The organism is Microbispora sp. CA-102843 (assembly GCF_050936215.1).
Lineage (GTDB): Bacteria > Actinomycetota > Actinomycetes > Streptosporangiales > Streptosporangiaceae > Microbispora.
In genome coordinates, this window is record NZ_JBNJNF010000001.1 from 3,830,193 (window position 1) to 3,846,684 (window position 16,492).

Genomic DNA, 16,492 nt, shown 5'->3' on the forward strand with positions numbered 1-16,492 from the left:
ATGTCACCGACGCTCATCGACGAGGGGGAGCAGGCGTCCCTCGCACAGCACGGCATGTGGATAACGGAGCGGATGGGCTGCGGGGGCCGGGTGTACCACATGCCGCTGGCCATCCGGTTCGACGGCCCCCTCGACGTGGACCGGCTGCTGGCCGCCTGCCACGACGTGGTCCGCGCGCATCCCCAGCTGGCCGCGGCCCTGCAGGAGCGGGACGGCGTGCTGCGCCTGGTGCCGGCCGCCGTGCCGCCGCCGATCGGGTCCGAGGACGCCTCCGGGCGTGAGCCCGGCGAGCTGGTCGACCGCGAGACGTCGCTCGCCCTTGACCTGGGGACCGGGCCGGCCGCCCGGTTCACGGTGTTCCGGCTCGCGCCGGAGCGGCACCTGCTCGTCTTCGTCGCCCACCACGCCGTCTTCGACGGCATGTCGAAGGACATCCTGGTGCGCGGCCTGGCCGACGCCTACGCCGGGCTGCCGTCGCCGGTCCTTCCCCTGGCGTACGGCGAGGCCGTCGAGCGGGAGAACGCCCGGGTGGCCGAGCTGCTCGGCGACGCCGCCGAGTTCTGGCGCGACCGCTGGCGGGACCGGCAGGACCTGCGGCTGCCCGGACTGTCCGGGGTCTCGACCCGCGCCGCGGCCGGCGACGCCGTCGACTTCGCGCTTCCCGCCGATCTCGGCGTCGCCGCGGACAAGATGGGCGTCACCCGGTTCGAGCTGGTGCTCGCCGCCGTGCACACCCTGCTCGCGGCGTACGGCAACGAGGACGCGGCGGTGGCCGTCGACCTGTCGACCAGGACCGAGGAGACGCGGGGCCACATCGGCCTGTTCGTGAACGAGCTGCCGGTGGCGGTCCCCGCCCCGGGCGGGAGGTTCGCCGAGTTCGCCCACTCCGTACGCGAGGAGTTGCGGGCCGCCTACCGGTTCCGGCAGGTGCCGCTCGCCCGCGCGGTCGGCGGCGTGAGCCCGCGCACCGCGCTGACGCCCGTCTCGGTCAGCTACCGCAGGCGTGATGGGAGCGCGCCGGAGTTCGCCGGTGTGACCGCGTCGGTGGACTGGATGTCGTTCAACCAGGCGGTGCGCGGCACGCTGCACCTCCAGGTGGTGGACGCGCCGGACGGCGTCGCGGCCCGGCTGCAGTTCAACCCGCTCGCCCTGAGCCGCTCCGGCTGCGAGACCGTCGCCGAGCACCTGCTCGCCCTGCTGCGCGCGGTGGCCGCGGCCCCCGACGCCGACGTGGCCGATCTGCCGCTGCCGTCCCCGGTGGTCGACGGCGTGGTCGAGCCGTCCTTCGCACGGGCCGACGAGCCGGCCGCCGCTCAGCGGGGCGGCGAGGCGGACGCCGCGCCTTACCTCGTGGAGGTGGGCGAGATCTGGCGCGAGGTGCTCGGCATGCCGGAGATCGGTCCGGACGAGGACCTGTTCGACCTCGGCGGGCACTCGCTGTCGATCACCCAGATCATCGCGAAGGTGCGCGAGCGGATGGACGTGGAGCTGTCCTTCGACGTGTTCTTCGACGAGCCGACGATCACCGGGATCGCGGCGGAGGTCGCCCGCCTGCGGGAGGAGGCATGCTGAGGGAGCACGTGGCCGAGCTGGTGTCGAAGGCGAGCGGCGGCGAGCTGGCCGCCGCCGACGTCCTGGCGGCGGACTGCAGCCTGCCCGCGCTCGGCCTCACCTCGATCGCCTACCTCCGGCTGATCGACCTGCTGGAGACCGAGTTCGACTGTGACGTCGACCTGGACGGCGGCTACCTCGACACGCTCGACGGCCTGGTCGAGCACATCGCGGGGCAGCGGAAGTGACCGCGAGCCCGCCGGCGGCGCAGGTCGCCGCTCTCACGGCGCTGCCGCCGCGCATCGTGGAGTTCCGCGGCACGCGGGGCGGGCAGGCCGCGCTGACCTGGGGCCAGCAGGGGATCTGGCGCTCCACCCAGTGGCTGGACGACGGCGACCCCTACTTCAACCTGTCCTGGACCCTGCCGGTGACCGGCGCGTCCGGCCTGGACGCCGTGCTGCGGGCCGTGGGCCGTCTCGTCGAGCGGCACGAGACGCTGCGCACGGCGTACGTCAGGGACGGGGCGGTCACCGGCCAGCGGGTGAGCCGGGAGGGCCGGCTCACGGTCGGCGTGTACGAGGCGGCGGCCAAGCCGATGAGCGCGGCCAAGGCGCTGGCCGCCGAGCTGGCCGCGACCGGGTTCGACTACGCGGCCGAGCTGCCGATCCGGTGCGCGGTGGTCTGCCAGAGGGGCCGGCCGCGCGCGCTGGCGCTCGCGCTGTCGCATCTCGCGCTCGACGGCTGGTCGCTGAACATGGTGGCCGCGGAGTGGCCGCGGCTGGTCGCGGGGGAGGACCTGCCCGACCCGGACTGGCAGCCGCTCGACCAGGCGGCCTTCGAGCAATCGGACCCGCCGCCCGGCGGACAGGCGTTGCGGCACTGGCGGACGGGTCTGGCGTCCGCCCCGCGTTCGATGTTCGACTTCCCCGTCCGGGAGCCGGAGGAGCCGCGCTTCGTCCGTCACGGGATGGACTCCCCGGCTGCGGCCGTCGCCGCCGAGGCGCTCGCCGCCCGGCACGGCGTCACGACCTCCAGCGTGCTCACGGTCGCGAGCGCCGCGCTGCTGGCCGCCGTGACGGGGCACGGCACGGCCGCGCTCCAGCTCATCGTGTCGAACCGGCACCACCCCGGGACGGAGGCGATGGCCGGGCCCGCCGCGCAGGACGGGCTGTGCGTCATCGACCTGGGGGCCGGCACGTTCGCCGACGCGCTGCGGCACGGACACCGAAGGACCATGGCGACCTACCGGAACGGGCACTACGACCCCGCGCTCGTGCTGGCCGCGTGGGAAGCGGAGGCGTGGGACCGCGGCGCCGACATCGACCTGGACGCGTTCTTCAACGACGTCAGGCAGGCGGGCCGCTGGCAGGGCCTGCCGCCGGTCGATCCCGGGGACGCCGCGGCACTCGCCGCACTCCGGGGCCGGACCAGGACGTTCTTCGTCGGCGCCTACTCGAAGGTCAAGGCGAAGATCTTCTTCGCCACCGGCCCGGCCCCGTCCACCTGCGAGTTCTACGTGCTGGTGGACACGGCCTTCCTGCCCGGAGACGTCGCACGGCGGATGCTCACCGGCCTGGAGGAGTTGCTGGTCCGGGCGGTCTCGGAGGAGGTGCCGCTGGACCGGGTCGCGAAGGTCGCGGGGCTGGACCAGGTGCGGCGCCCCGCCGGGTGGACGGCGATCGGCCACGACTGGGTGGACCTGCCGGAGACCGAGGCGCTGCTGCGCCGGGTGTGCGGGACCGGCCTGGCCGCGGTCGTGGTGGAGGACGCCGGAGACGACGCGGCGGCCCGGCTCACCGGGTATCTCGTCCCGCGTCCTGGGCTGGACACGCCCGAGGCCGTCCACACCGCCGTGCTGCGCGCCGCGGCCGGCCGGACCGACGTGCTCGCCCCCCATCACTACGTCCTGTGCGCGGCGCCGCCGGACGGCCCCGCAGGCTGGCCCGCCTGTCCCCGCCTGATCGAGGGCTGCGGCCGGGCCCCGTCTTCCGCAATGACCCTCTTGGGAAGGTGACATGACCGACTCCCCGATGCTCGTGGTCGTCAACGACGAGGAGCAGTACTCCGTATGGTGGAGCGACCGCGAGCCGCCCGCCGGGTGGCGGCCCACCGGCTTCGCGGGCACGCGGCAGGAATGCCTGGACCACATCGAGACGGTGTGGACCGACATGCGCCCGCTGAGCTCCCGCGACCCGGAAACTCTGAGCTCCCGCGACCCGGAAACTCTGAGCTCCCGCGACCCGGCAGCGCTGAGCGCCCGCGACAGATGACCGCCGCCGAGCGCCGCGCCGCGCTGATCGAGAAGCTGGCCGGGCTGCCGCCCGAGCGCCGGGCGGCGCTGCTGCGCTCCCTCGGGGGCACGCCGCGGGACCCCGGCGGGCAGGAGTGGCCGCTGTCGCCGGGACAGGAGCGCCTGTGGTTCCTCAGCCGCTTCGACCCCGGAGACACCAGTTACAACACGCCCTGGTGCATGCGGCTGCGCGGGCCGCTCGACGTGGACGCGCTGACCGCGGCGTTCACCCGGATCGTGGAGCGGCACGAGGTGCTGCGGACCCGCTTCCGGCTGCGTGGGGACGCCCCGGTTCAGGTCGTGCTGCCGCCCGGACCGGTGCCGCTGGAGAAGATCGCGCTCTCCGAGGAGGCGGACCTCGACCGGACGCTGAAGGAGTTCGTCGACCGCCCGTTCGACCTGGAGAACGGGCCTCCCCTGCGGGCCGGCCTGGCCGAGCAGGGAAAGGACGAGGCGGTCGTGTGCATCGTCCTGCACCACATCGTGATGGACGGCTGGTCGCTCGACGTGCTCATGCGTGAACTCATGGAGTGCTACGCCGCCGGGCGCGAGGGACGTGAGCCCGAGCTGCCGGAGCTGCCCACGCAGTACCCCCGCTTCGCCGTACAGGAGAGGCAGCGGGACCACGCCGAGGGCCTGGAGTACTGGGCGCGCCGCCTGGCCGGCGCCCCCGCGCTGGACCTTCCGGCCGACCACCCCCGGCCGTCCCGGTGGTCCGGGCGCGGCGGACGCGAGCAGCTGCTGCTGCCGCCGGAGGAGATCACGCCGCTGGAGAAGGTGGCCAGGAAGCGGCGCTGCACGTCCTTCATGGCCCTGATCGCCGCCTACCAGGCGACCCTCGCCCTGGCGTCGGGCCAGGCCGACTTCTGCATAGGCGTGCCGGTGGCCGGCCGGAGCCGCAGCGAGCTGGCGCCGCTGATCGGTTACTTCGGCAACACGATGGTGCTGCGCGCCGACGTGTCCGGCGACCCGGCGTTCCACGAGCTGCTTGACCGTGTGCGGGAGGCGACCCTGGCCGGGATGCGGCACGCGGAGGTGCCGTTCGAGCACGTCCTGGCCGCGCTGCGCGTCCCCCGCCACCTCGGCAGGCCGCCGCTGTGCCAGGCCATGTTCAACCTGCACAACCTGCCCAAGGACGATCTGCTGGGGACCCGGATGGCCGACCTCGACCGGGAGATCTACACGGTCCCGCCCAGTCACACCAAGTCGGAGGTCTCGATGGACCTGTGGCGGGGCCCGGAGGGGCTGGGCGGTGTCCTCGACTACAGCAGCGATCTGTTCGCGCCCGCGACCGCGCGCCGCCTCGTCGGCGGCTTCGCCGAGGTCGTACGGCGGGCCGGGGCGGACCCGGACATCCCGCTGTCCGCGCTGAGCGGCGTGTTCTCGAGCGCGTTCTCGAAGTGAAAGGTGCGTGAAAGTGAGTGACGCGGTGAGCGGCGTGACCATACCCGATACGGCGCTCGCGCTGATCCGCCGGTGGCGTGACGCGAGCCCCGACGCGATCGCGGTGAGCGGCGCCGACGGCGTGCTGACATACCGGGAGCTGCACGACAGGGTCGACCGGCTGGCGGCGCTGCTGCGCGCCCGCGGAGTCGGCCCGGAGATCCCGGTGGGCCTGTGCCTGGAGCGCTGCCCCGGCATGGTCGTCGCGCTGCTCGCCGTGTGGCGGGCCGGCGGCGCCTACGTGCCGCTCGACCCGGGATTCCCCGAGGACCGGCTCCGGTTCATGCGGGAGGACGCGGGCATCCGGCTGGTGCTGGCCGGACAGGGCGTCGAGTCCCGGCTGCTCGACGGCGTCCCCGACGTCGTCGAGCTGGCGTGGGACGGCGGTCCCGTCGCGGACCCGGCGTCCGGCGACGGTGGCGCGCCGGCCGACGGCCCGGTGGGGGACCTGGCCTACCTCATGTACACCTCCGGTTCCACCGGCAGGCCCAAGGGGGTCGCCGTGCCGCACGGCGCGGTGGTCAACCTGCTGGAGTCCTTCGCCTCCCTGCTGGAGCTCACCCCGCGCGACGCCTGGCTGGCGGTCACCACGCTGTCGTTCGACATCTCGGTGCTCGAGCTCCTCCTGCCGCTGGCCTGCGGCGCGCGAGTGGTGATCGCGTCGGGGCACGAGACGGCGGACGGCCGGGCCCTGCGGTCGCGCGCCGTGGCCGAGGCCGTCACGATCATGCAGGCGACCCCGGCGAGCTGGCGCATCCTGCTCGAATCCGGCGGGGTCCCCGAGAACGTCGCGACCCGGCTGTGCGGGGGCGAGGCACTGCCCCGCGACCTCGCCGACGCCCTCCTCGACGGCGGCGCCTGCCTCTGGAACGTGTACGGCCCGACCGAGACGACGGTCTGGTCGACGGCCGGACGGGTCGCCCGGGTCGACGAGAACGGGGCGCCGGCCCCCGTCGACCTGGGCGAGCCCATCGGCAGAACGACGGTGCACATCCTCGGTGAAGACGGCCGTCCCGTGCCGCCCGGCGAGGCCGGTGAGCTGCACATCGGCGGCGCCGGCCTGGCCAGGGGATACCGCGGCATGCCGGGCCAGACGGCGGCCAGGTTCCTGCCCGACCCGTTCTCCGGAGCGCCGGGGGCCCGCCTGTACGCCACGGGCGACCTCGCCAGGATCGACAACGGCAGGCTCCACTACCTGGGCCGGGCCGACCAGCAGGTGAAGGTGCGCGGCTTCCGGATCGAGCTCGGCGAGATCGAGAGCGTGCTGCGGGCCGCGCCCGAGGTGGCCCACGCCGCCGTCGGCGTCTGCGACGGTCCCGACGGGCTGCCGCGTCTGGTCGCCTACGTCGTACGCGCGGCCGGGGAGCCCGAGGAGGCCGACCTGTGGCCGTCCCTGCGTGACCGGCTGCGCCGCGACGTGCCCGAGTACATGGTGCCCGCGCGCCTCGTGGTGCTGGACGCCCTGCCGCTCACCCCCAACGGCAAGCTCGACCGCAAGGCCCTGCCCGTGCCCGAGTGGACCCGGGCGCGCAGCCGGCCGTACCGGCCTCCGGCCACCTCGCTGGAGGAGGGCCTCGCGGCGATGTGGGGGGAGGTGCTCGGCATCGCGGAGCCGGTCGGCGTCGACGACGACTTCTTCGAGCTGGGCGGGCACTCGCTGACCGCCACCCAGATCATCGCCAGGATCCAGGCCCGCTTCGCGATCAACGTGCCGATCGTGGTGCTGTTCGAGAATCCCACGGTGGCCGACCTGGCGGCGGCGATGGACCGGCTCGACGACGACGACCTGGACCTCGCCGAGATCGCCGCGCTCCGCGACGAGCTCGACGGCCTCAGCGCCGAGGACCTGGCGGCCGTGCTCGACGAGATGGCGTCGGACGCATGAGGGCGCCCCTGTCGCCGGGCCAGGAACGGCTCTGGCTCCTGCAGAGGCTGGATCCCCTCGACGCCTCGTACACCATGTACACCGTCCGCCGGCTGCGCGGGCCCCTCGACCCGGACACCCTCGAAGAGGCCCTCGCCGACGTCGTGGCCCGGCACGAGAGCCTGCGGACCCGGTTCGACGAGGAGGACGGCGTCCCCTGGGCGGTCGCCGAGCCGCCGGGGGCGGCGGGGTCCCTCCCGCCGGTCGAGCGGATCCAGGCAGGCGACGAGGAGCACGCCCGGCGGCTCGTCGCCGCGCGGGTGAACGCGCCGTTCGACCTCGCCGAGGGCGTGCCGCTACGCGTCGCGGTCATCGCGATCGGCGCGCTGGACCACGTCCTGTGCGTCACGATGCACCACATCATCGGCGACGGCTGGTCGCTGGGGATCCTCTTCGACGACCTGGCGGAGTGCTACACCGCGCGCCTGCGCGGGCGCACGCCGAGCCTGGCGCCGCTGCCGGTCCAGCCGTCCGACTACGCCCGCTGGCAGCGCCGCCGCGCCGAGCGCGCGGTGCCGTACTGGCAGGAGCGGCTGGCCGATCCGCCGCCGCCCGACCTGCCCTGTGCTGTCGGGGGAGGGGCCATGGGGAGCGGGGGCGGCGAGGGGCCAGGGGACTTCCAGGTCGTCCGGATGGGCCGGGAGGTCGCCGACGAGCTGGACCGGCTCGCCCGCGAGCACAGGACCACGCTGTTCACCGTGCTCATGACGGCCTACCAGGTGCTCCTGCACCGCCACACCGGCCACACCGACGTCCTCGTCGGCACGGCCGTCGCCGGCCGCGACCGGGTCGAGCTGGAGCCGATGATCGGCTACCTCTCGCAGACCGTCGTGCTGCGCGGCGACCTCGACGGCGATCCGTCGTTCACCGAGTTGCTGGGGCGCATCCGGCATGAGGCGCTGACGGCGCTGAGCCGGCCTTCGGTCCCGTTCGAGCGAATCGGGCACCCCGCCGAGGCGCTGATGCCGACCATGTTCATCCTGCACACCCAGGACCTGGGACTCACCCGGCCGTTCGGCGACCTGTCCGTCGGCTTCTTCCCCGACGGCTACCGGCAGGTCAAGCTCGGCCTGTACGCCGAGGCGTGGTTCGAGGGCGGCGAGATCGTCGTGTCGTTCGGCCACGACGGGTCCAGCGGATCTCCGCACGAGGCGGAGGCCGTCCGGCGGCTCGCCGACCGCTTCCTGCTCCTGCTCGAGTCGGCCGTGGCCGAGCCGCATCGCCGGATCTCCGAGCTGCGCGTCTGGACCGGCAACGACGAGGCCGACATCCGCTCCATGGCCGGCGACGGCGCCGACACCCCCGGACCGGCGGTCCCCGAGATGATCGCGGAGACCGTCCGGCGCACGCCCGGCGCCGTCGCGGTGGTCTGCGGGGAGACCGAGGTCACCTACGGCGAGCTGGACCTGCGGGCGGCACGGCTCGCCGCGGCGCTGCGGGCCCGGGGCGTGCGCCCCGGCGACGTCGTCGGCGTCTGCCTGCCCCGTTCGGTCGAGGCGATCAGCGCGCTGCTCGCCGTCTGGCGGGCCGGCGCGGCCTACATGCCGTTCGAGCCGGAGGAGCCGGAGGAACGGCTGGCCTTCTCGCTCGCGGACGCCGGGGCGACGCACGTGATCACGAACCGGGCGCTGCCCGCCGGGCTCACCGCCGTCGACCCGCTGGCCGGCGAGGACGAGGCGGCCTCCTACGACCCGGGCGAACCGCGGGAGACGCGCCCGGGTGACGTGGCCTACGTGATCTCCACCTCCGGCTCCACCGGCCGGCCCAAGGGCGTCGCCGTCGAGCACCGCGCCATCGCGGCCCGCATCCGGTGGATGCGCGGCGAGTACGGCCTGGCGCCCGGCGACCGCGTCGTCCAGTTCGCGTCGCTGAGCTTCGACACCCACCTGGAAGAGATCTTCCCCACCCTCGCCGCGGGAGCGGCCCTGGTGCTGCTGCCCGGCGGGGCGGCCACGCTGCCCGATCTGCTGGCCGCACCGGGCGGGGAGCGGATCACGGTGCTCGACCTGCCCACCGCCTACTGGCACCACCTGGTCGAGGAGATCGACCAGATCGCCTGGCCGCCCGCGCTCCGTCTGGTCGTCATCGGCGGCGAGCAGGCGTCCGGCGGCGCGGTGACGCGCTGGCGCGGCCGGTTCGGCGACGGCGTCCGCCTGGTGAACACCTACGGCCCGACCGAGGCCGCGGTCATCGCGACCGCGACCGACCTCGGCGCGACGCCGTACGGCAGGCCGCCGATCGGCCGGCCCGTCGGGGCGACGACGATCCACCTGCTCGACGCCGCCGGGGCGCCGGTCCCGAAGGGCGGGATCGGCGAGCTGGTCATCGGTGGTGCCGGGGTGGCACGCGGCTACCTGCGCCGCCCGGCGCTCACGGCCGCCGCCTTCGTCCCCGACCCGCTGGGACCGCCGGGATCGCGGCGGTACCGCACCGGGGACCGGGCGCGCTGGAACCAGGACGGCACGCTGGAGTTCCTCGGACGGCTCGACGGGCAGCTCAAGGTCCGCGGCTTCCGGATCGAGCCGGGCGAGGTCGAGGCGCGGCTGCTCGACCATCCGGGCGTCGGCCAGGCGTTCGTGACGGTCCACGCCGAGGAACTGGTGGCGTACGTGACCGGGACCGCGACGGGGGAGGAGCTCGCCGCGCACCTCGCGCGTACCCTGCCCCGCCATCTCGTCCCGACCGCCTGGGTCGTGCTCGACGCGCTGCCGCTCACCAGCCGCGGCAAGGTGGACCGCGCGGCGCTGCCCGCGCCGGTGCGGGCGCCGTCGGCCGGGCACGTCCCGCTGAGCACGGACGCGGAGCTGCTGGTGGCCGAGATCTGGGCGGAACTGCTCGGCGTCGGCTCCATCGGCGCGAACGACGACTTCTTCACCCTCGGCGGGCACTCGCTGCTCGCGACGAGGATCGCGGCCAGGCTCCGCCGGGCGACCGGAATGGAGGTCCCGGTCCGGACGATCTTCGAGCGGCGCACGGTGGCCGAGCTGGCGGTCGCGTTGGAGGACCTGCTGGTGGCCGAACTGGAGAACATGTCGGAGGAGGAGGCCGAGCGCCTGCTTTCGTCCGCCGGCGGCTGACCGCGAGGCGGGCGCCTTGTGTCGTCCGGGCGTCCGCCTCGTGCTGTCCCGGGTGCCGTCGACCAAGGCGGCACCAGCCGGTCAGGAGGCCGGCGTGACCAGATAATCGCCGCGCTCCAGGTCTTCGAGCAGTGTCGGGCAGGTGGGCGACCAGCCGAGCAGCTCCTGGGTGTAGGAGCTGGAGACGGGCCCGTCGAAGCCGTAGGCGGTGGCCATGAACGGGCTGACGAAGTGCGTGGCGGCCTCGTCGGGGGTCAGCGAGACCGTGGGCAGATCCAAACCGCGGGCGATCGTCTCTGCGATGCTCTTCAGAGTGACGCCGCTTTCGGCCACTCCGTGCAGCACGCTGCCCGCGGGCGCCTTCTCCACTGCCAGACGGAACAGGACCGCCGCGTCGAGCCGGTGCACCGCAGGCCACCGGTTGGTGCCGTTTCCGACGTAGGCCGAGACGCCGGTCTTTCGCGCGGTGGCGATGAGCATGGGGATGAAACCGTGGTCTTCGGGACCGTGGACGGTAGGAGCGAGGCGGACCACGCTCGCGCGCACCCCCCGGGCGGCGAAGCCCAGACACGCTCGCTCACCCGCGATGCGGAAGGCGGCGATCCCGGCCGTGTCGGGCTCGTCCTTCTCGGTGGCCTCCCGGCCTGCGGGCATGACCAGGGTGCCCGAGGTGACGACGAGCGGCTTGCCCGAGTGTTCCAACGGCCGGCCGAGTGTCTCGATCGCGGTCCGGTCGCGTCTCATCATGTCGTCGAGGTCGGAGAAGTCGCCGCCGTAGGCCATGTGCAGGACTCCGTCGGCGGCTTCGGCGCCCCTGCGCAGACTGTCGAGGTCGTCCAGGGAGCCGCGGTGTGGTGTGGCCCCCAGTGACTCCAGCCGGGCGGCGGCGGCATCCGAGCGCGCAAGACCGGTGACGGTGTGACCGGCCGCGATGAGTTCGGCGACGACCGCGGGGCCGGTCTGGCCGGAACCACCAGTGACAAAGACAAGCATGTGACACTCTCCCGCATTACGCCAGTGACTGGCACTAAGTAGTGCCAGTCGCTGACTCTATGTAGCGCCAGTCACTGGCGTCAAGTAGCGCCAGTAACTGACATATGCGGTATTCTCAGAGGGTGCCACGAAGCGGAGCGGAAGCGCGCCGCCGCCTTCAGCAGGCGGCCCTGGAGCTGTATCAGGAACGCGGGTTCGACCAGACCACCACGGCCGAGATCGCCGCCCGGGCCGGCGTCAACGAACGCACGTTCTTCCGGCACTTCCCGGACAAGCGCGAGGTGCTCTTCGACGGCGAATCCGACCTGCGCGCCGCGCTGATGCAGGCGGTGGCCGAAGCGCCCGAGGGTCTCCAGCCGCTCGAAATACTGCTCTGCGCCTTCCGGAAGGTCGAACGGATCCTCGAGGACAACCGCCCGTTCGCCGAACCGCGACTACAAGTCATCGCGGCGACACCGGCACTCCGTGAACGCGACCTGGCCAAGGCCGCGTCGATCGCCGAAGCCGTGGCGGAGGCCCTGCGGCAGCGCGGTGTCACCGACCGGCTGGCCGGCCTGGCTGCTCGGACCGGGTGGGCCGCCTTTCACCAAGCGGTCCAAATGTGGATCGACGACCCCTCACAGAGCTTGGACGCACATCTCCTCCAAGCCTTCGACGACCTGCGCGCCCTCTCCGTGACTGCCCTACCAGCACAGGCGCGGCCCGAAGGCTGATACCGGTCCATCCAAGGCCATCGATCACCGCGAGCAAAGCGACCGCCGCGCACCCGCAGGTGCGCGGCGGTCTCGTTTTCGCTGTGGCCGTGTCAGGCGGAGGCGCGGATCACCAGGTGGGTGTCGAGGATGACGACCGGCTGCTCCAGCGGCTCGCCGTTGATCCGGGCGATCAGGAGCTGGACCATCTGCCGGCCCATCGCCTCGGTCGGCTGGTGCACGCTCGTCAGCTGCGGATCGGTGTGCAGCGCGACCTTGGAGTCCTCGAAACCGATCAGCGCGACGTCGTCGGGCACGACCAGGCCCTGCTCCTTCAGCACCCGCAGGGCGCCGACCGCCATCGGGTCGGAGGCCGTGAACACGGCGTCGAGGTCGGGGTGACGGGCGAGCAGGTCGCGCATGCCCGCCTCCCCGCTCTCCTCGGAGAAGTCGCCGTACGCGACGCGCTCGTTCATACCGGTGGCCAGCAGCGCGTCGCGGTATCCGGCGAGACGGTCGACGCCCACGCCCATGTCCTGCGGACCGGCGATGGTGGCGATCTTGGTCCGGCCCTTGGAGAGCAGGTACTTGACCGCCTGCCGGGCGCCGGCCCGGTTGTCCATGTCGACGAAGCTGTACGGGTTGAGCCCGACCGGGCGGCCACCGAGCACGGTGGGCACGCCCATCTCCTCCAGCCGTCCCGGCAGCGGGTCGGCGCCGTGCACCGAGGTGAGCAGCACGCCGTCGACGTGCTGTCCGGTCAGGTAGTGCTCAAGCCGGTCGTGCTCGGCACGGTTCTGCGCCATCGTGAGGATGAGCTGGAGGCCGGTCTCCCCCAGCGCGGAGCCGATGCCGCGGATCAGCCCGGCGAAGTACGGCTCGTCGAAGACACGCTGCTCCGACTCCGACACCACCAGCGCGATGGTGTCGGTCCGATTGGTCACGAGGGTGCGCGCCGCCCGGTTGGGTACGTAGCCGAGCTCCTGGATCGCCAGTAACACCGCGTCGCGGGCCCGGTCGCTCACCTTGGGCGAGCCGTTGATGACCCGCGACACGGTGCCGCGGCCGACCCCGGCGCGTGCGGCGACCGCTTCCAGAGTCGGCCGGCCTCCGGAACGGCGGTCCCCGTTCATCTATACTGCCCCCTTATCGTGTCTGCGCTTATTGTGCCCGACCCAGCAAGCCGCCGTGTCTGATGGTGTCGGCATACCACAAAGCGCTCGACTTCAAGGTCCTCGCCTGGGTCTCGTAGTCGACGTAGACGAGACCGAATCGCTTGCCGTATCCCCAGGCCCACTCGAAGTTGTCCATCAGGGACCAGGCGAAATAGCCCTGGAGCGGGATGCCCGACTCGATGGCCGCGTGGCAGATCCGCAGGTGGGCGTCGATGTAGGCCACTCGATCGGGGTCGTGCACGGTGCCGTCCTCGGCGATCACGTCGTCGTAGGCCGCGCCGTTCTCCGAGATGTAGAGCGGGATCCGCGGGTACTCGTCGGCGATCCGCCGCAGCATCTCGTACAGGCCGCTGTCGTCGACCTCCCAGCCCATCGAGGTGACCGGGCGGCCGCCGTTGACGAAGCCCACGTGCTCGCTGCCGATCCACGGAGACCCCGAGTCCGTCGGCGCGGCGGCCGCGGACGCGGCGCCGCCCGGCGCGCCGGAGACGGTGAAGCGGCTGTAGTAGTTGATCAGCAGCATGTCGATCGGGGCGCTGATCGTGGCCAGGTCGCCGTCCTGGATGAACGCCATGTCGGACAGGTGGCTCAGGTCGGCCAGCACGTCCTCGGGGTAGGAGCCCTTGAGCAGCGCGTCCAGGAAGAAACGGTTCTGCAGCCCGTCGATGCGGCGGGCGGCGTCCTGGTCGGCCTCGCTGCCCGTGGCGGGCGTGACCGGATACACGTTGACGCATCCGCCGATCAGCGAGTCGGCGTTCTGCGCCCGCATCGCCTGAACGGCAAGACCGTGCGCGAGGTTGAGGTGGTGCGCGGCGCGCAGCGCGGCGGCCGGCTCGCGCCGCCCGGGGGCGTGCTCGCCGGAGGCGTAGCCGAGGAACGCGGAGCACCAGGGCTCGTTGACCGTGCTCCAGTTCCTGACCCGGTCGCCGAGCTCGGCGTGCACGGTCGCGGCGAAGTCGGCGAAGCGCTTCGACGTGTCGCGTGACGGCCACCCGCCGGCGTCTTCGAGCGCCTGGGGGAGGTCCCAGTGGTAGAGCGTCAGCCACGGGTCGATGCCGTAGCTGAGCAGCTCGTCGACGAGCCTCTTGTAGAAGTCGAGGCCCTTGGCGCTGTACGCGCCGGAGCCGTCGGGCTGGATCCGCGGCCAGGAGACGGAGAACCGGTAGGCGGTGAGGCCGAGGTCCGCCATGAGCTTGACGTCCTCGCGATACCGGTTGTAGTGGTCGATCGCGATTTCGGCGGTGTCTCCGCCCACGATCCGCCCGTCCTGACTGCAGAAGGTGTCCCAGATGGAGCGGCCTCGCCCGTCGGTGGTGAGCGCGCCCTCGATCTGGTAGGCGGAGGTGGCGGCGCCCCAGACGAACCCGGTGGGGAACATCGTGCTGGGGGCCTCTGCCTCGGGACGTGTGCCTTGCGTTGTCACGCCTTGACCGCACCTTCCATGAGTCCGCCGATGATCTGTCGGCCGAACGCGATGAAAACGACGATGAGCGGGAGAATCGACATGAGCGTGCCGCTGAAGATCAGCACGTAGTCCGTCCCGTACTTCGCGTTGAGCGAGTTGATGGCGACCTGGACCGTCGGGTTGTCCGGCGTCAGCACGATCAACGGCCACATGAAGTCGTTCCAGATCAGCATGAACGTGTTGATGCCCAGCACCGCCATGCCCGGCCGTACGGCGGGCAGGACGACGTTCCACCAGATCCGCAGGGTGGAGGCGCCGTCGACGCGGGCGGCCTCGACCAGCTCGTTGGGCACGGCCTGCTGGGTGTACTGCGTCATGAGGAAGACGCCGAAGCCGTTGAGCAGGTACGGCAGGATCACCGCCTTGATCGAGCCGACCCACTCGAGGCTGACCATGAGGCGGTAGAGGGGGACGATGCCCATCTGCTGCAGCGGGACCATCATGGTCAGCAGCACCAGCAGCAGCAGGACCTTGCCGCCCCTGAAGTTCAGCCGGGCGAACGCGAAGCCGGCGAACGTCGAGATCAGCACCACCGATACCGTCACCGTGGCGGCGATGATCAGCGAGTTGGTGAGCCCGGTCAGGTAGTGCGCGTCGGGGTTGGACAGCACCCGCTGGATGTTCTCCCCGAGCTTGCCGCCCGGCAGGAACGGCGGCGGCATGTCGGTCGCCTCGGTGTTGGTGCGCGAGGCGATGACGATCATGTAGTACAGCGGGAACGCCGAGATGATGATCGTGACCGCGAGGACGAGCCTCGTCATCGGCGTGGCGGTCCAGAGACCGGCGGCACCTCCCGGCGCCTTGGCGCGGCGCCGCCGCGTGGTGGCGGGCGCGGAGAGCGTGGTCACTTGTTGCCCCCGATCCGGCGGATGAGCAGGAAGTTGATGGCCGATCCGATGAGGATGAGCAGGAACAGCAGCCAGGCGGCCGCGGAGGCGTAGCCGTAGTCGAACTCGCGGAAGCCCTGCTCGAAGATGAACATCGAGACGGTCTGGAACTGGCTGTTGGTGCCGCCGTGGACGTTGCCGTTGTAGAACGTGGTCGGCTCGGAGAACAGCGTGAGACCGCCGATGGTGGAGTTCAGCACCACGAAGATCATCGTGGGCCGGAGCATCGGGATCGTGATCTGCCAGAACTGGCGCCGCCGGGACGCGCCGTCGATCGAGGCCGCCTCGTAGAGATCCTTGGGGATCGTCTGCATGCCGGCCAGGAAGATGATCGCGTTGTAGCCGGTCCAACGCCAGTCGATCATCGTCGCGATGGCCAGCCAGGAGGGAAGACGCTCGGCCTTCCAGTCGATGGGGTCGGCCCCGAACCAGCCGAGAACCCAGTTGACGACGCCCCAGTCGCGGCCGTACAGCTGGGTAAAGACGACCGCCACCGCGACGACTGAGGTGACGAGGGGGAGCAGGACGCCCAGGCGGACGAACAGCTGGGCCTTCATCCGCTTGTTCAGCGCGTTGGCCAGCAGCAGGGCCAGCAGCATCTGCGGGACCGTCGCGATGACGAACATCGCGAGGGTGTTGACGACCGCCTTCCAGAAGGCGGCGTCGCCGAGCATGGCGGTGTAGTTGCCGAGGCCCGTCCACTCGACCGTGCCGGTGAGGTCGTAGTCGAAGAACGAGTAGTAGAGGGTGAAGCCGAGCGGGAAGAGCCCGAAGATCAGGAAGAGCAGGTAGTAGGGAGAGACCAGGAGGTACGGCGCGGCCTTGAGGTCCAGCCAGGTCAGGAAGGACCGGCCCGGTCTCGGCCGGACGTGCCTCCGGCTGGGCGGTATCGGTGCCCGGGTGGGGTGCCCGGCGTCGACGTGCAGGCTCATGAGTTACCTTTCGGGTGAAAGCAGGCGACCGGCCCGCCGGCGGGGTGCCGCTGCGGCGGGCCG

General features: G+C 72.2%; 13 protein-coding genes. 8 read left to right on the forward strand and 5 right to left on the reverse strand.

The window, feature by feature from the left end; all coding sequences use genetic code 11:
* Genes ACQEVJ_RS17870 through ACQEVJ_RS17900 form a run of 7 tightly spaced genes read left to right on the forward strand, consistent with a single transcriptional unit; the run spans position 1 to position 10,285 of the window.
* Positions 1-1,572 carry a condensation domain-containing protein gene (locus tag ACQEVJ_RS17870; protein ID WP_433102325.1) on the forward strand — a complete coding sequence of 524 codons (1,572 nt, stop codon included), beginning with the start codon at positions 1-3 and terminating at the stop codon, positions 1,570-1,572.
* Positions 1,566-1,799 (forward strand): phosphopantetheine-binding protein, encoded by a 234-nt coding sequence (locus ACQEVJ_RS17875; RefSeq protein WP_433102327.1) that lies wholly within the window; start codon positions 1,566-1,568, stop codon positions 1,797-1,799. Before ACQEVJ_RS17870 ends, ACQEVJ_RS17875 begins: the two co-directional genes overlap by 7 nt.
* A complete protein-coding gene (locus ACQEVJ_RS17880) occupies positions 1,796-3,565 on the forward strand; it encodes a condensation domain-containing protein (RefSeq protein WP_433102329.1) in 1,770 nt (589 codons plus the stop codon). Before ACQEVJ_RS17875 ends, ACQEVJ_RS17880 begins: the two co-directional genes overlap by 4 nt.
* A 16-nt stretch (positions 3,566-3,581) precedes the next feature.
* A complete protein-coding gene (locus tag ACQEVJ_RS17885) occupies positions 3,582-3,821 on the forward strand; it encodes an MbtH family protein (protein WP_433112810.1) in 240 nt (79 codons plus the stop codon).
* Entirely contained in the window at positions 3,818-5,245 is a 1,428-nt protein-coding gene (locus tag ACQEVJ_RS17890) for a condensation domain-containing protein (protein WP_433102331.1), read from the forward strand. The genes ACQEVJ_RS17885 and ACQEVJ_RS17890 overlap by 4 nt, the downstream gene beginning before the upstream one ends.
* A 13-nt stretch (positions 5,246-5,258) precedes the next feature.
* Complete coding sequence (locus ACQEVJ_RS17895) at positions 5,259-7,169, forward strand: non-ribosomal peptide synthetase (protein WP_433102332.1); 1,911 nt, start codon at positions 5,259-5,261, stop codon at positions 7,167-7,169.
* A complete protein-coding gene (locus tag ACQEVJ_RS17900; RefSeq protein ID WP_433102334.1) occupies positions 7,166-10,285 on the forward strand; it encodes an amino acid adenylation domain-containing protein in 3,120 nt (1,039 codons plus the stop codon). The genes ACQEVJ_RS17895 and ACQEVJ_RS17900 overlap by 4 nt, the downstream gene beginning before the upstream one ends.
* A gap of 81 nt (positions 10,286-10,366) precedes the next feature.
* Here the strand turns inward: ACQEVJ_RS17900 and ACQEVJ_RS17905 are convergent, their stop codons facing one another.
* A complete protein-coding gene (locus ACQEVJ_RS17905; RefSeq protein WP_433102336.1) occupies positions 10,367-11,278 on the reverse strand; it encodes an SDR family oxidoreductase in 912 nt (303 codons plus the stop codon).
* 122 nt (positions 11,279-11,400) lie between these two features.
* Here ACQEVJ_RS17905 and ACQEVJ_RS17910 point away from each other — a divergent pair, with 122 nt between their 5' ends.
* A complete protein-coding gene (locus ACQEVJ_RS17910) occupies positions 11,401-11,991 on the forward strand; it encodes a TetR family transcriptional regulator (protein ID WP_433102338.1) in 591 nt (196 codons plus the stop codon).
* A gap of 92 nt (positions 11,992-12,083) precedes the next feature.
* Here ACQEVJ_RS17910 and ACQEVJ_RS17915 read toward each other — a convergent pair whose 3' ends face one another.
* Genes ACQEVJ_RS17915 through ACQEVJ_RS17930 form a run of 4 tightly spaced genes read right to left on the reverse strand, consistent with a single transcriptional unit; the run spans position 12,084 to position 16,429 of the window.
* Positions 12,084-13,103, reverse strand: coding sequence for a LacI family DNA-binding transcriptional regulator (locus ACQEVJ_RS17915; protein ID WP_433102340.1), 1,020 nt, complete (start codon positions 13,101-13,103; stop codon positions 12,084-12,086).
* Positions 13,104-13,131: 28 nt separating this feature from the next.
* Positions 13,132-14,523, reverse strand: coding sequence for a GH1 family beta-glucosidase (locus ACQEVJ_RS17920; RefSeq protein ID WP_433112813.1), 1,392 nt, complete (start codon positions 14,521-14,523; stop codon positions 13,132-13,134).
* A 41-nt stretch (positions 14,524-14,564) separates the two neighbouring features.
* Positions 14,565-15,458 carry a carbohydrate ABC transporter permease gene (locus ACQEVJ_RS17925; protein WP_239108612.1) on the reverse strand — a complete coding sequence of 298 codons (894 nt, stop codon included), beginning with the start codon at positions 15,456-15,458 and terminating at the stop codon, positions 14,565-14,567.
* Entirely contained in the window at positions 15,455-16,429 is a 975-nt protein-coding gene (locus tag ACQEVJ_RS17930) for a carbohydrate ABC transporter permease (RefSeq protein WP_433102342.1), read from the reverse strand. The genes ACQEVJ_RS17925 and ACQEVJ_RS17930 overlap by 4 nt, the downstream gene beginning before the upstream one ends.
* Between the last annotated feature and the right edge of the window lie 63 nt (positions 16,430-16,492).

Bases quoted from the DNA above. Each gene is read 5' to 3' on its own strand.
- ACQEVJ_RS17870 (WP_433102325.1), top strand. From the start codon at position 1: ATGTCACCGACGCTCATCGACGAGGGGGAGCAGGCGTCCCTCGCACAG.
- ACQEVJ_RS17875 (WP_433102327.1), top strand. From the start codon at position 1,566: ATGCTGAGGGAGCACGTGGCCGAGCTGGTGTCGAAGGCGAGCGGCGGC.
- ACQEVJ_RS17885 (WP_433112810.1), top strand. From the start codon at position 3,582: ATGCTCGTGGTCGTCAACGACGAGGAGCAGTACTCCGTATGGTGGAGC.
- ACQEVJ_RS17890 (WP_433102331.1), top strand. From the start codon at position 3,818: ATGACCGCCGCCGAGCGCCGCGCCGCGCTGATCGAGAAGCTGGCCGGG.
- ACQEVJ_RS17900 (WP_433102334.1), top strand. From the start codon at position 7,166: ATGAGGGCGCCCCTGTCGCCGGGCCAGGAACGGCTCTGGCTCCTGCAG.
- ACQEVJ_RS17905 (WP_433102336.1), bottom strand. From the start codon at position 11,278: ATGCTTGTCTTTGTCACTGGTGGTTCCGGCCAGACCGGCCCCGCGGTC.
- ACQEVJ_RS17915 (WP_433102340.1), bottom strand. From the start codon at position 13,103: ATGAACGGGGACCGCCGTTCCGGAGGCCGGCCGACTCTGGAAGCGGTC.
- ACQEVJ_RS17920 (WP_433112813.1), bottom strand. From the start codon at position 14,523: ATGTTCCCCACCGGGTTCGTCTGGGGCGCCGCCACCTCCGCCTACCAG.
- ACQEVJ_RS17930 (WP_433102342.1), bottom strand. From the start codon at position 16,429: ATGAGCCTGCACGTCGACGCCGGGCACCCCACCCGGGCACCGATACCG.